Annotated in this window: 10 protein-coding genes and 2 tRNA genes; 3 read left to right on the top strand and 9 right to left on the bottom strand. The window is 71.6% G+C overall.

The features are described 5' to 3' along the window. Positions 1-81: 81 nt before the first annotated feature. From ACZ6ZP_RS10335 to ACZ6ZP_RS10325, 3 genes are all read right to left on the bottom strand, one after another. Positions 82-157, bottom strand: a tRNA-Trp gene (locus ACZ6ZP_RS10335). A 53-nt stretch (positions 158-210) separates the two neighbouring features. Beyond that, positions 211-1,590 (bottom strand): SDR family NAD(P)-dependent oxidoreductase, encoded by a 1,380-nt coding sequence (locus tag ACZ6ZP_RS10330; protein WP_383823228.1) that lies wholly within the window; start codon positions 1,588-1,590, stop codon positions 211-213. Positions 1,591-1,630: 40 nt separating this feature from the next. Further along, a tRNA-Val gene (locus tag ACZ6ZP_RS10325) sits at positions 1,631-1,702 on the bottom strand. Positions 1,703-1,833: 131 nt separating this feature from the next. Here ACZ6ZP_RS10325 and ACZ6ZP_RS10320 point away from each other — a divergent pair. Next, positions 1,834-4,305 carry a hypothetical protein gene (locus ACZ6ZP_RS10320; RefSeq protein WP_469406345.1) on the top strand — a complete coding sequence of 824 codons (2,472 nt, stop codon included), beginning with the start codon at positions 1,834-1,836 and terminating at the stop codon, positions 4,303-4,305. Here ACZ6ZP_RS10320 and ACZ6ZP_RS10315 read toward each other — a convergent pair. Further along, positions 4,292-4,528 (bottom strand): WhiB family transcriptional regulator, encoded by a 237-nt coding sequence (locus tag ACZ6ZP_RS10315; protein ID WP_351161069.1) that lies wholly within the window; start codon positions 4,526-4,528, stop codon positions 4,292-4,294. The genes ACZ6ZP_RS10320 and ACZ6ZP_RS10315 overlap by 14 nt on opposite strands. 319 nt (positions 4,529-4,847) lie before the next feature. Beyond that, positions 4,848-5,642 carry a VOC family protein gene (locus ACZ6ZP_RS10310; protein WP_469406343.1) on the bottom strand — a complete coding sequence of 265 codons (795 nt, stop codon included), beginning with the start codon at positions 5,640-5,642 and terminating at the stop codon, positions 4,848-4,850. A 234-nt stretch (positions 5,643-5,876) separates the two neighbouring features. On the opposite strand from ACZ6ZP_RS10310, the gene ACZ6ZP_RS10305 reads away from it, so the two are divergent. Next, on the top strand, positions 5,877-7,103 hold the full coding sequence (locus tag ACZ6ZP_RS10305; protein ID WP_383823220.1) for a glycoside hydrolase family 64 protein: 1,227 nt from the start codon (positions 5,877-5,879) through the stop codon (positions 7,101-7,103). A gap of 63 nt (positions 7,104-7,166) precedes the next feature. Here ACZ6ZP_RS10305 and ACZ6ZP_RS10300 read toward each other — a convergent pair whose 3' ends face one another. From ACZ6ZP_RS10300 to ACZ6ZP_RS10290, 3 genes are all read right to left on the bottom strand, one after another. After that, positions 7,167-7,409: a chaplin gene (locus ACZ6ZP_RS10300; protein WP_351161061.1), complete on the bottom strand. Its 243-nt coding sequence runs from the start codon at positions 7,407-7,409 to the stop codon at positions 7,167-7,169. A 213-nt stretch (positions 7,410-7,622) separates the two neighbouring features. After that, positions 7,623-8,642, bottom strand: coding sequence for a LacI family DNA-binding transcriptional regulator (locus ACZ6ZP_RS10295; RefSeq protein ID WP_469406342.1), 1,020 nt, complete (start codon positions 8,640-8,642; stop codon positions 7,623-7,625). An 83-nt stretch (positions 8,643-8,725) separates the two neighbouring features. Beyond that, complete coding sequence (locus ACZ6ZP_RS10290; RefSeq protein ID WP_469406340.1) at positions 8,726-10,351, bottom strand: GMC family oxidoreductase; 1,626 nt, start codon at positions 10,349-10,351, stop codon at positions 8,726-8,728. A gap of 314 nt (positions 10,352-10,665) precedes the next feature. Between ACZ6ZP_RS10290 and ACZ6ZP_RS10285 the strand changes: the two genes are divergently transcribed. Next, positions 10,666-12,231, top strand: coding sequence for a hypothetical protein (locus ACZ6ZP_RS10285; protein ID WP_469406339.1), 1,566 nt, complete (start codon positions 10,666-10,668; stop codon positions 12,229-12,231). A gap of 26 nt (positions 12,232-12,257) precedes the next feature. Here the strand turns inward: ACZ6ZP_RS10285 and ACZ6ZP_RS10280 are convergent, their stop codons facing one another. Further along, positions 12,258-13,340, bottom strand: coding sequence for a multicopper oxidase domain-containing protein (locus tag ACZ6ZP_RS10280; RefSeq protein ID WP_469406337.1), 1,083 nt, complete (start codon positions 13,338-13,340; stop codon positions 12,258-12,260). Positions 13,341-13,348 lie beyond the last annotated feature (8 nt).

Raw genomic sequence — 13,348 nt, 5'->3', positions numbered from 1 at the left:
GCGGGAGCGGCCCGGGGACAGCGAATTGCCGAGGAGCGGGTCGTCGGGAGGGGCGGGGCGGCCGGCCATCGAGAAGGAGGGGGCGGGGCGGCTGGATTCGAACCAGCGTGTTCCGGTTTTGGAGACCGCCGCGACTGCCTCTGCGCTACGACCCCGCCCTTGGGACGGATCGTACCCTCCCGCTTCAGGCCGTCCCTCGGGCGGAGGTGTTCACCACTCCGCCTCCCGGTAGTCCTTGAGGAACACCCCCGAGAGCGGCGCGCCCGCCTCGCCCCGCACGATCGGGTCGTAGATCCGGGCCGCGCCGTCCACCACGTCCAGGGGCGTGCGGAAGCCCGCGCCGGCGATGCGGTCCTTCTTGGGTGCGGGGTTCTCGTCGGTGATCCAGCCGGTGTCGACGGCGCACATGTGCACGCCGCGCTCGGCGAGTTCGGCCGCGCTGGTCCGCGTGAGCATGTTCAGGGCGGCCTTGGCCATGTTCGTGTGCGGGTGCCCGGGCATCTTGTTGCGCACCGCGAAGCGGCCCTCGACCGCCGTGACATTGACGATGTACGTGCGGGGGCGGGGCGAGGCCAGCAGCAGCGGCAGCAACCGGTCGCAGAGCAGGGCCGGGGCGAGCGCGTTGACCAGCTGGGTCTCCAGGACCTCGGCCGGGTCGAGGCCGCCGAGCCGGGCCGACCAGGAGTTCTCCGGCGAGGGATCGGGCAGCAGACCCGCCTCGTCGGCCGCGCGAAGGACGTCCGACCCGGGCAGGACCTCGGACTCCGGCAGGACCAGGGCGAGCGCGTCCCGCGTCGCGGTCGAGCCCTCCGGCGTCCGCATCGGCCGGAACCCGGGCGCGCCCCGGGCCCCGGCGGGCAGTTCCGCGGACTCCCCCGCCGCCAGGGCCGCGTACGACTCGGGCGGCCTACGGACCGTCTGCGCCGCGTTGTTGACCAGGATGTCGAGCGGCTCACCCTCTTTCCGCAACTCCTCGCACAGACCGAGGACTTGGCGCGGGTCACGCAGGTCCACGGCGAGCACCGTGAGCCGGTCGAGCCACTTCTCGCTGCCCGGCACCGCGCGGAAGCGCCGCTCCGTGTCGTGCGGGAAGCGGCTGGTGACCAGGAGTTCGGCGCCGTCGCGCAGCAGCATCAGGGCCAGCTGGAAGCCGATCTTCACGCGGCCCCCGGTGAGCAGCGCGCGGCGCCCGCTCAGATCGGTGGTGAGCGCGCGCCGGGCACGGTTGTCGCCCGCGCAGTCGGGGCAGAGCCGGTGGTAGAAGGAGTCGACCTGTCGATACGACGCCTTGCAGACATAGCAGGGCCGTGGCCTCCGGAAGACCCCTGCCGCACCCTCGGCGACCAGCGGCGCGTCCTCGCGGCGGCCGTCGGCCCCGGTGGCGGTGGCCGCCATCACGGCGGCGTCGGCGGCGGAGAGTTCGGCCCCGCGCGCCTTGCGCCTGCGCAGCCGTCCGTCGCGGGCGAAGGAGGCGGCGACCTGTTCGGCGCGCAGCCGTACCGGGTCGTCGACCGGCAGCTCGCGGAGCCTGCCGATCATCTCGTGGAAGACCGCCAGGTCCGCCTCGCTGATCCCACCGCTCTCGTTCATCCGTCCCGCCCCGCCCGCGCCGTGCGCGCCGTTCCGCTCGTGGTCCCGACCGGATTCGAACCGGCGTATCCGCCATGTCATGGCGGTGAGTCTGCCTCTGCTCTACAGGACCCCGCACACGCGCCCGACCAGCAGTCTTCGGTCCGCCCGCGCCCCCGGATCGTATCCACACAAGGACCGGCGTGCCGAACGGATTTACGGCCGCCCACCCCGGTGCAACGGTGGGCAGCGGGGGTGGAACCCATGGCACAGACCCATGAGTGGATGTTCTACGAAGTCATGTGGCGCGGCTGGGCGGGGCGGGCCCGGGTGCCCTATCCCGTTCCGTGGTGGGCCCAGGCGGCCTTCCGGCGCTGGAGCGACGACTTCGACGCGGGAACGTACGAATCCAAGGAGGCCGCCTTCGCCTCCAACGCCCTGTACCGCTACTGGCACATGGTGGGCGTCAAGGACCACCGCCAGGAGTCCCTGATCGGGCAGGCGGGCGAGATCGAGCCGGTCTACGACAAGTACTGCCTGTCCTTCTTCCTCTACTCGCCCTCGACCGGCGCCGTGCGCCTGCCGCAGCTGACCGACGCCGGGGCCGTCGGCCAGCGCATGGAGGCGCCCCATCTGCCGGTGGTCCTGACGACGTTCCGCACGTCTGACGGCACCGAGTTCGTGCAGCGGACCTTCGGGACGGCCATCGGCCCCCGGCAGCGGGACCTCGTGGTGACCCGGCTGACCGTGGGCAGCGCGACCGGGCAGCCGCGCGAGGGCTGGCTGTGCGCGGCCGTCATGCCCGCGGGGCCGAGCGGCTTCCAGCGGCACGACCGCAACGGCCGCCAGATCACCGACCGGCGGCTGACCTTCCTGCGCCATCTGCCCGACGAGGGCAGGGTGGAGACCAACAGCGGCTGGGGGCCGGTGTTCGACACGCCTCCCGAGCAGTACGGCGTGTACGGCAACCCGGACTTCACGTACGACCCGGACTCCTATCTGACCCGCAACCCGTTCCACGACCTCGTCATGGGCGGCAAGCTGAACGGCGCGCAGCAGGCGCAGGACCAGATCGCGGGACTGTGCAGCGCGGCCTTCGCCTGGCCCTACCGGGTCGCGGACGACGAGCTGTTCGAGCTCGACGTCCGCCTTCCGGTCGACCGCTACAGCGGCGGCGCCGACCTGGCGGAGATCAGGGCCACTCCGGCCGCCGCACTGGAGGAGGCCAACCGCGTCTTCTGGACGGGCAAGCTGATCGCGCAGGGCGTGCAGCCCGAACTGCCGCAGCCCGTCGGCCACTTGGCCGACCAGTTCCGCCAGTGCCGCTCGCAGCTCCTGATCCTCTCCGACCACGGCGAGATCCATCCGGGCCCGACGGTGTACGACTCCTTCTGGATCCGTGACTCGTCCGTCGAGGCCACGGCGTGCTCGCTGGTCGGCGATGTGGCCCTGGCCGAGCGCCAGTTGGGCACGCACTATCCGCTGAAGTTCAACCGTGGCACGGGCCGGATCGGGCCGTGTGCCGAGTACGGCTTCTACGGCGGGCCGCACGAGAAGAACGACCACGAGTGGGACAGCAACGGCCAGGCGCTGTGGGCGATCGGCCGCTTCGACCGGACCCACGGCCGCTCCACCGCGTTCGGCGCCAAGCTCTACACGCCGTACGTCGTCGACGGCGCCCGGTGGCTGCGCGACAACCGCGATCAGTACGGCCTGCTGCACAGCGGGTGGAGCGCCGAGCACCTGGGCGAGCGAGACAAGCCGCACTACTGGGACGACCTGTGGGGCCTCGCCGGTCTGTACGAGGCCGCGCGGCTCGCGGAACGGATCGGCTCCCCCGACGTGCCCGAACTCTGGGGCGCCTTCGACGACTTGAAGCGGGCGACGGCGACCTCGATCCGCTGGGTCCTGGCCGAGCAGCGCAGGCGCGGCGCCTGGGAGACGTACATCCCGACCGGGCCCGCCGACGTCGGGCGGCTGGACTCGACGATGATCGGCGCGGCGGCGTTCTTCCACCCGCTGCGGCTGCACATGGGCAGCAAGCTGGGCGAGGACATCGACCGGGCGGCCCGCTGGACGCTCGACACCATGTACGCGCACTTCGTGACCGGCGGCTACCGCCACGAAGCGGCCTGGAACACCTACGGCCCCTACCTCACGACGCAGTTGGCGCACGCCTACCTGCTGTCCGGCGACACCGAGCGGATGGACGCGCTGCTCGGCTGGATCGTGGGCGCCTCGCTGCCGCGCACCGAGCAGCGGGCTGTGGCGCTGGGCGCCTGGAACGAGCAGCACGCGTTCCCCATCGCCTCCGACTACCGCGAAGTCCCCTCCCGCCACTGGTACATGGGGGACATCCCGCACGGCTGGGCGGCGGCCGAGTATCTGCTCCTGATCCGCGACATCCTCTTCTTCGAGGCCGACGAGGACCGGGACCCGCATCTCTACATCGCCCCGGGCGTACGTCCTCACTGGGTGCCGGACGGCGCGACGGTGGCCGTCGACGACGCCCCGAACCTGTTCGGCGCGCCCTTCGGCTACCGGCTCACCCATGACGCGGGCGGCCGGAAGGTCACCGTGGACATCACGCGGGCGCCGGAGCGCGTGCGGTACGTCTATCCGTGCCGGTTCGGCCCGGTGCGCGCGGCCACGGCGGACGGCCGGGATCTGACGGTGACGGGTGACGACGTGCACATTCCGGCGGGGACGAGGAGGTTCACGGTCACGTACGCCTGAGGCTGAGCCGTTCCTTCTCCGAGAGCCCGCCCCAGACGCCGAACCGCTCGTCATGGGCCAGGGCGTACTCGAGGCACGCCGGGCGCATCTCGCAGAGCTGGCAGATGTACTTGGCCTCGCGCACCGAGCTGCCCGGTTCGGGGAAGAAGAACTCGGAGCCCGTCTGGGCGCACAGGGCCTGCTCCCAGGCGATTTCCGGCTCGGCTGTCATGTGGATCTGCATGCCGACGATGCTGGCAGGGCGCGCGAAACAAGGGATCAACGAACGATCAACACCATGGCATGGGCTGTTTCGGCCGCTTCCGCCTCGGGCCCCTGCTGGCTGCCCACGCGGGAACGCGGCGAAACGCCCGCTGCGGGTTCGGGTGCCGGACGGGAGCCGGGGCGGCATCGGGGCGAGTGCCGGGTTGGCGCATGGCGAGTGCCGGACGGGATGGTTCCGTCCATCGTCTCTCGTGCCGCTCGTGCCGCTCGTGCCGCTCGTGCCGCTCGAACCTCGTACCGCGCCGTCCCGCCCGACCGTGCCCGCCGGCCCGCACTCCTCAGCCCGCGCCCGGCGCCTCCGGCTGCATCAGCGCGAACCGCGCCCCGGCCGGGTCGGCGAGCTTGGCGAAGCTGCCGACGCCGGCGAGGTCCATGCGCGGCACCCGCACCGTGCCCCCGGACGGCTCGACCTTGGCCAGCACCGCGTCCATGTCGGTCACCTGGAAGTACGGAGTCCAGTACGGCCCGGCATCGGCTTCCTCCGGGGCGTCGGACAGCGGCCACAGGCCGCCGAACATGTCGTTCTCCGTGCCGCCCGCGGGGTGCACCATCGTGTACGAACCGCCCTCGAAGGCCTGGGTGGTGGCGCCCCAGCCGAACACGGAGCCGTAGAACTCCTGGGCCGCCTCGATGTCCGGGGTGTAGAGCTCCGTCCAGCACAGGCTGTTCGGGGCGTCGACCAGGTCCAGGCCCTTGTTCGTGCCCGGCTGCCATACGGCGAAGCCGACGCCCTGCGCGTCGTTGAACACCGCCATGCGGCCGAGGTCGCCGACGTCCATGGCCTCGTACACCGTGCTGCCGCCCGCCTGCTCGACCGCCTTGGCCGTCGCGTCGGCGTCCTGCGTCTTGAAGTAGAGCGTCCAGCCCGGAGGGGACTGGTCGGCGGTGACGGTCATGGCGCCCGCCACGGCTTTCCCGTCCGCCTGATACATGCCGTATCCGCCGAATTCCGCGCCGCCCGACTGGAACTCCCAGCCGAAGAGCGCGCGGTAGAAGGCATGGGCGCCTTCCAGGTCCGGCGTGCCGAGGTCCACCCATGTCGGGGCGCCCACGACATAACGGGTATTGAGCATGATCGACTCCTTTGTCGCATCTCTCTTCCGTCCCCTGAGTCTGACACCCGGCACTGACAGTGCGCGTGTGCTGCCACCTTGTGAAGGAAACAAGATTCTGAGAGCGCTCTCAGCCATAACTCTTGACGCCGGAATTCGCCGCCGCGACAGTGGTCGCACCACGCGGCCGAGCACCCCCCACAGTCACCACGGCCGCACGACATCCCCCCACACACCCATCCCGGGAGACCTTCCGTGATATCGCGTCGAGTGTTCCTGTCCACTGCCGCGGGTGCCGCCGGAGCCCTCACCTACCCCGTCTGGGGAAGCGCCCTCAGCCCCGGCGCCAAGGCAGCCCCCGCGACCTGTGAACTCGCCCTCCAGAACAAGTCGTTGCCCGGCCAGGTGCGCGCCTACGTCACCGGACACGAGCAGGGCACCGACCGCTGGGTCCTGCTGAAGCCGGACGGCGGCGTCTACCGCCCCGACTCCCCCTCGGCCCCGCAGACTCCGCTGCCCGTCGACTGCGCGATTCCGCTCGGCGCGGCGGGATCGGCGCCCAAGGTCCTGACACTTCCTCACATGTTCGGCGCGCGTGTCTACTTCGTACGCGACGACAAGCTGGACTTCTTCCTCAACCCGGGCCCGTCGCTGGTCGAACCCGCCTTCGCGACCAAGGAGGACGCCAACTACGGGCGCACCTGGTCGTTCTGCGAATTCACCTTCAACAGCACGCAGTTGTACGCGAACATCAGCTACGTCGACCTCGTCACGGCCCTCCCCATCGGCCTGACCCTGGAGGGGGACGCCACCCACACGGTGGCACCGCTGCCGGACGGAGCCGTCGGCAAGATCGCCTCCGACCTCGTCGCCCAGGGGGAGAAGGACGGGCAACCCTGGGGTGACCTGGTGATCCGCGGCGACGGCGGCGACGTGCTGCGCGTCATCTCCCCCCAGAACCTCATGGCTCCGTACTTCGACCGCCCGAACGAGATGCCGTTCCGGGACGTGTGGAACAGCTACATCGACCAGGTGTGGGACAAGTACCGCAGCACCGACCTGAAGATCGACCTCCAGGGCGGCCGGGGCGTGTTCACCGGCCGGGTGAGCGGCGACACGCTGACGTTCAACGGCGGGCACACGTTCTCGAAGCCGACGTCCAAGGACATCTTCACCTGCAACCACGGGCCGTTCACCAACAACCCGGGGGACTCCGACGACAAGAAGGGCCTGCTCGCGCGGCTCGCCGCGGGGTTCAACCGGAGCATCATGCTGTCGCACCCGGAGCAGCCGAACGGCGCCGGCGCCGGGGACTACTACAAGGGCGACGTGACCAACCACTGGGCCCGCGTGGTGCACGCGAACTCGCCCATCGGCTACGCGTTCCCGTACGACGACGTCCGCCCGGACGGGCAGCCCGACGTCTCCGGGGCCGCACACGACGGGAACCCGCGGCGGTTCACCGTGAGCGTCGGGGCCTGACGCACACGCCCCGCCCCGCCCCGTAGCGATCAGCTCGCGACGGGGCGGGGCGGGGTCCGGGGCCTACTTGCAGGTGTTGCCGCCGGCCGGGTTGAGGAGGCCGACGACGTTCACGGAGTTGCCGCACGCGTTGACTGGGACATCCACGGGAACCTGCAGGAGGTTGCCGCTGATGACGCCGGGCGAGTTCTGAGCCGTGCCCTCGGCGTAGGCGCCGGGGCCGGGGTCGGCGACGGCAGAACCGGCACCGCCGATGACGGTGACCGCGGCGAAGGCCGCTGCTGCCAGGATCGCGCACTTGCGCATGGTGTTACCTCCGGATGAGGGGAAGTGCTGAACCGAGCCTCACCCCGGCACACCGCGGCAAAAACGCAGGTGGACCGTGCGGGGGAACGAGGGCACCCGTTCGTGGGACAACGACCGCCCCCGGGCCCTCGCGGCGCCCGTGAGCCGCGCGCCGACTGCCCTCACGGCCACCCGGAGGCGCGGGCCGGTAAGAGTCCCATTAGGCCGAGCCCCTTACGCCGACCCCCTCAGCACCAGCTTCGTCGGCAGGACCACGCTTTCCGTCGGCAGTTCGCCGCGCGCCAGGAGCATGCGGGCCATCAGGCGGCCCATTTCCTCGATGTCCTGACGTACCGTCGTCAGGGGTGGCTCCACCTGCTCGGCCACCGCCAGCATGTCGTCGAAGCCCACCACCGCTACGTCCTGGGGCACCCGCCTGCCCCGCTCGCGGAGCACCCGGAGCGCGCCCGACGCCGTCAGATCGTTGGCGGCGAAGACCGCGTCCAGCTCAGGGACGCGGTCCAACAGCTCGCGCATCGCGCGCTCACCGCCCGCCGGGGTGAAATCGCCCTGCGCGACGAACCTCTCCCCCGCATCCGGCAGGACGTCGCGGAAGCCGTCGAGGCGGTCCACCGCCGACGTCTGGTCGAGCGCTCCGGTGATGTGCGCGATGCGGGTGCGGCCCAGCGAGACCAGATGCCGCACCGCGTCCCGCGCTCCGCCTCGGTTGTCGCAGTCGACGTACGGAGACGTCACCGTCCCGTCCGGCCACCCCGGACGGCCGCCGAACACCGTCGGCACCCCCGCGCCCCGGATGATGCCGGGCAGCGGATCGTCCAGGTGCAGGGAGAAGACGAGGGCGCCGTCCACATGGCCGCCCGACAGGTAGCGGCCGACCCGCTCGTGGTCGTCCCGGCCCTCCGTGAGCAGCAGCACCAGTTGGACGTCCCGCGACGTCAACTCCTTGCTGATGCCCCGTAGTTGCATGGCGAAGAACGGGTCGGCGAAGACCCGTGTCTCCGGCTCGGCGATCACCACGGCGACCGCGTCGTGGCGGCGGGTCACCAGACTGCGGGCGGCGCGGTTCGGCACGTAGCCGAGCTCGTCGACCGCCCGCCTGACCTTCTCGGCGAGCACCTCGCGTACGCCCGTGTCGCCGTTGACGACGCGGGACACCGTGGCCCGGGAGACTCCGGCCCGGGCCGCCACGGCCTCCAGGGTGGGGCGCGGGGCGGCGCTCGGCGGCTCGGTCACGTGGGGCTCCTCGGGGGCGGCTGGCTGGTGCGCCGGTCAGGATACGACCGGCGGGCGGGGCGGGGGGACACCCCCTTCCCGCGTCACCTGCGCGCGTCCGCCCTGATCAGCTCGGCCGCCTTCTCGGCGAGCGCCACCGTGGGAGCGTGCGTGTGACCGCGCGTGATCCGCGGCATGACCGACGCGTCCACGACCCGCAGCGCCGTCACGCCCCGCACCCGCAGCCCGGGGTCGGTGACCGACTCCTCGTCGCTGCCCATCCGGCAGGTGCCGACCGGGTGGTAGAGCGTCTCGGACACCCCGCGGATCGTCCGGGCCAGGGCCGCGTCGTCGACCGTGCCCGGATGCGGCGCCAGCGGCCCCGACACGTACGGGGCGAGCGCGCGGCCCGCGACCAGCTCCTCCGCGCGGCGCACCCCGGCGACGAGGGTGCGGATGTCGGCCTCCGCCGTCAGATAGCCGGGGTCTATGTGGGGCGCGGTGCCGACCCCCGGGCCCCTCGGCGTGATCCGGCCCTCGCTCTCCGGCTGGAGCAGCACCACGCCGATCGTGATGCCGTGTTCGGTCGGCGGGGTCAGGCCGTGGTTGATGAAGGGGACCGGGGCGTAGATCAACTCGATGTCGGGGGCCGCGAGTTCGGGCCTGGTCTTGATGAAGGCGACGGCCTCGGCGACGTTCGACGTGAGCGGTCCGCGCCCGCCGAGCAGGAAGCGGCCGATGTTGGCGAAGGAGTCCGCTCCGGTCAGGGTGACGGGCTGCGGGCAGCGCATGGTGATCGCGTAGGCGAGGTGGTCCTGGAGGTGGCGGCCCACCCCCGGGGCCTCGACGCGCGTCTCGATGCCCGCTTTCGACAGGTCACGCGGGTCACCGACGCCGGAGGCCTGGAGGAGCTGCGGGGAGCCGATGGTGCCCGCGCTGAGGATCACCTCGCGGCGGGCGATCAGCCTGCCGGGTACGCCGTCGGCGATGACCCCGGCCACGCGCGTCCCGTCGAACTCCAGCCTGCGGACCCGGGCTTCGGTCAGGACGTGCAGGTTGCGGCGGCGCCGTGCCGGTTTCAGGTAGCCGTCGGCCGCGCTCCAGCGGCGGCCGCGGCGCTGGTTGACCGGGGTGAGCGCGAAGCCGCTGTGGTCGGGCTCGTTCAGTTCGGTCAGCTCGCGCAGGCCCGCGTCGCGGCAGGCGTCGAGGAAGGCGGTGGTGGTCGGGTTCAGGGCGCGGGGCGGGGAGATCCAGAGCGGCCCGTCACTTCCGTAGACACTGTTCGCTCCGGCCCCGCCCGCACCGCTCGCCCCGACAGCCCCGCCCTTCGGGCCCGACCACCGCTCCGCCCGCCGGAAGTAGGGCTCCAGCGCGTCGTAGGACCACTCGGGCCCCGCCGCCTCGCCCCAGGCGTCGTAGTCGTCGCGGTGGCCGCGCACCCACATCATGGCGTTCAGCGAGGACGAGCCGCCAAGGGTGTGGCCGCGCGGCCAGTACAGTTCGCGGCCGTTCAGCGCGGACTGCTTCGCGGTGGAGTAGTCCCAGTCGTAGGGCGTCTTGAACATCTTCGGGAAGGCCGCCGGGATGCGGATCTCGGGCTTGCGGTCGCGTGGCCCCGACTCGACGAGCGCCACGCGCACCGCGGGATCCTCGGAGAGCCGGGCGGCGAGGACGCATCCCGCGGAGCCGGCACCGACGATGACGTAGTCGTACACGCTGTCCTTGCTCAACTCGACTCCCTTGAATGGCAGTTCACGGAGGGTGCGCACGGAGGACGTACGGGGGGTGGCGCGTGGATGAGGCGACGTTGATGCGACGACGTGGGTGAGGCGTACAAGGAGTACACCCACCGTGGACCTTTGGGTAAAGGGATGGGGCCTGGACCGGCATGTCCTACAGGATCTCCACATGCCGACCGGAAGGCCGCCGTATACCCACCGGAATGGCCGCCGTATGCCCACCGGAATGGCCGCCGCCGGGCACGGCCCGCGGCCGGGCACGCACCCGCATCAAGCCCCTGCGGCCCGGCACCTAGGCTGTCGTGATGTTCACGAAGCGGAGAGCGCGCAAGCAGGCTGAGCTGCACGAGGAACTGGCCGCCGCGCTACGGGACCCGGACGCGGAGGTCCGGCGGATGGCGTCGAAGACCGCCGCCGAGTCCGGCGAGCTTTCCTGGGCGCTGCGCGAGCTGGCCTCGGCGGTGGAGCGCGAGCCGTGGGCGGAGGAGTTCTCCGAGACGGTGGTGGAGGGCTTCGCCGCGGCGCTGCGCCGCGAGCGGCCGCTGCGCGAGCGTACGGAGCGGATCTTCACGCAGCACCTGGACGACCCCGAGGGCCTCGTCCGCGCCTGGACCGAGCTGACGGCGGAGCTCGGCGGCGCCCCCGCGCTGCGGGAGGTCGACAGCGACCTGCGCGATGACATGCGGGCCGCCCTCCGCCGGCTGCGCGGCCGGGCATGGGCGTCCGAAGGTCTCTTCCGGACCGGTGATCCGGACGGATTCCTGCGCGCCATGGCCTTCGACGACGCGGTCACGCTGACCTGCGTGGCGATGCGCTGGAGCACACCCGTGTCCGGTCAGGAAGCGGACCAGGTCCGCGCCGAGGCACGCACTGCCCTCAAGAACGCGCTGCTCCACGCGCCGGGGAGCGAAGAACGAGCCGTGCTCCTGGCCCCGTTCGCCCCGGCCTCGGAGCAGGAGTCGTGGACCGACCGCGCCCGCGCCGCCATCCGCGCCGACGAGGCACTCGCCCTGTGCACGGACGAGGTACTTGACCTGTGCACGAGCGAGGCGAACAAGGCGAACGAGGGCGAGGCGAACGAGGAGGGGGAGAACGAGGGGCGGGACATGGTGACTCTGGGCGTGGAGGCCCTGGCCAAGATCCTCTTCTGCAACACGGTCCGGCGCGACCGGGTGCTCGAAACACTCGACCGCCTCGTCGCACGGCAGGCCCAGGACACGCGGGACCCCTTCCTCCTGAGCGGGATCCTGCGGTGCTACCAGCATCTGCACCTGCCTCGATCCCTGGAGGACCCGCCCCTGGACCTCTTCCTGGACGGGCTGCGTCACCCTCACCCCGCCGTCCGCGCCTCCGCCGCCGACGGCCTCCTCCCGATCGCCGCGGGCTCCCCCGAGGAGGCCAGGGCCGTGGAGGGACTCATCGGCCTCCTGGATCACGACCCCGAGGTCAGCGTCCGCCGCGTCGCGGCCAGTGAACTGCGCTGGCTCCAGGCGGGCGAGGCAGGCCACGCCCTTGCCGCCGACGCACTCGCCGCCCAAGCCCTGGAGCGCCAAGCGGACTCCGCCGAGCCCGAGATCCGCGCGCTGAGCATCGCCGACGCCCTGCGACGCGGCGCCCCGGACGCGTTCGACCGGCTCCTCGGCGCGCTCGAATCCCCCGACCCGCACTGGGAGCTGCTGGTGGGCCTCTCGTACGTGCCCGGCGGCGTCCGCAGCGGTCTCCCGTCGCGCTCCGTGCGCAAGGTGCTCATCGAGCGCCTCGAAGCCCTGCACGACACGGGCTGGGCCGTCCGCAACGCGCCGGAGGGTTTCTCGGACGCCGCCGCCAGGGAGGAGCTCGCCGTCCTCCTCGACAACGTGCGCAAGCGTTAGCCCTCGCGCCAGCCTTCGCGCTCGCGCTAGCTGTGATCGTGATCGTGCCCGGACGACCCGGCCTTGGCGGAATCCCCGGCAGCTGCGGACTCCTTCGCCCCGCCTGAGTCCCCGGACTTCTTCGCATCCCCCGAAGACTTCTTCGCGCCCCCGGCCACATGATGCGGCTCATAGTCCGGGATCGTCCCGTCCGCCTTCTTCACCAGGAAGTAGCCCGCCATCCCCATGTCGGAGTGGCTCTGCACGTGGCAGTGGTACATCCACGCGCCCGCGCCCACCCCCTCCCCCGCGATGACCTGGAAGCCGAACGAGTCCCCCGGTCCGGTGATCTTGTCGTCGAGGACCTGGCTCGGGTCGTCGGGGCCGGTCAGCAGGCCCGTGCGGTTGTCCGCCCAGCGGTGACCGTGCACGTGGAACGTGTGGTAGTACTCGCCGTGCGTGATCGAGACGAACTCGACCCGATCACCCACCGTGGCCTCGAAGTTGGGGCTGTCGTGACCCGCCTTGTTGTTGATCGTCATGTCGTTGAAGACGATCGTGAAGGTCTTGTCCGGCAGCAGATCGCCCTTGCGGCGCACGATCAGCGCGCCGTAGAGCCCCTTGCGCACGCCGCCCGTCCCGTGATCGGTGCCGACCACGTGGTCGTGGTAGTGCCAATAGCCGGCCGTACCCGGCCGCCACGTGCCGTCCTTGCGGCGGCCCGGCGCGTGCGTGCGCCAGGTGTAGGTCCGCTTGCCGCCCGGCTCGACGTGGCTCTTGGTGTGCCTGGTGCCGTCGCTGGATATCTCGTAGTCCATGCCGTGGACGTGCAGGCTTGCGTCCACGTCCATGGTGTTCTCGAACTCGATGTGGAGGGTGTCGCCCTCGTTCAGCTCGATCAGCGGGCCCGGGATGGACGCCTTGCCCTTCTCCAGGCCGTAGCCCATCTGCCCGTCCGGCAGCTTCTCGGCGTACATCTTGATGCGGCGCACCTCGCCGCCCGCAGGGGCGGTCTTCGGCCCTTCGGCCGTGCTCGCCTCGGGCGCGGTGGCCAGCGACAACGATGTCACCCCGGCCGTCGCGACCGCTCCACCCACGAGCATCCGCCGGTTGAAGCTCCGTCGGTCCATGCCCAACT

The sequence above is a fragment of the Streptomyces sp. NPDC054047 genome (assembly GCF_055585065.1).
This window is presented reverse-complemented; position numbering and strand designations above follow the sequence as displayed.

What these genes read in the sequence shown, in the direction of transcription:
- ACZ6ZP_RS10330 (WP_383823228.1), bottom strand. Translation starts at nt 1,590, where the DNA reads ATGAACGAGAGCGGTGGGATCAGCGAGGCGGACCTGGCGGTCTTCCAC.
- ACZ6ZP_RS10320 (WP_469406345.1), top strand. Translation starts at nt 1,834, where the DNA reads ATGGCACAGACCCATGAGTGGATGTTCTACGAAGTCATGTGGCGCGGC.
- ACZ6ZP_RS10315 (WP_351161069.1), bottom strand. Translation starts at nt 4,528, where the DNA reads ATGCAGATCCACATGACAGCCGAGCCGGAAATCGCCTGGGAGCAGGCC.
- ACZ6ZP_RS10310 (WP_469406343.1), bottom strand. Translation starts at nt 5,642, where the DNA reads ATGCTCAATACCCGTTATGTCGTGGGCGCCCCGACATGGGTGGACCTC.
- ACZ6ZP_RS10300 (WP_351161061.1), bottom strand. Translation starts at nt 7,409, where the DNA reads ATGCGCAAGTGCGCGATCCTGGCAGCAGCGGCCTTCGCCGCGGTCACC.
- ACZ6ZP_RS10285 (WP_469406339.1), top strand. Translation starts at nt 10,666, where the DNA reads ATGTTCACGAAGCGGAGAGCGCGCAAGCAGGCTGAGCTGCACGAGGAA.
- ACZ6ZP_RS10280 (WP_469406337.1), bottom strand. Translation starts at nt 13,340, where the DNA reads ATGGACCGACGGAGCTTCAACCGGCGGATGCTCGTGGGTGGAGCGGTC.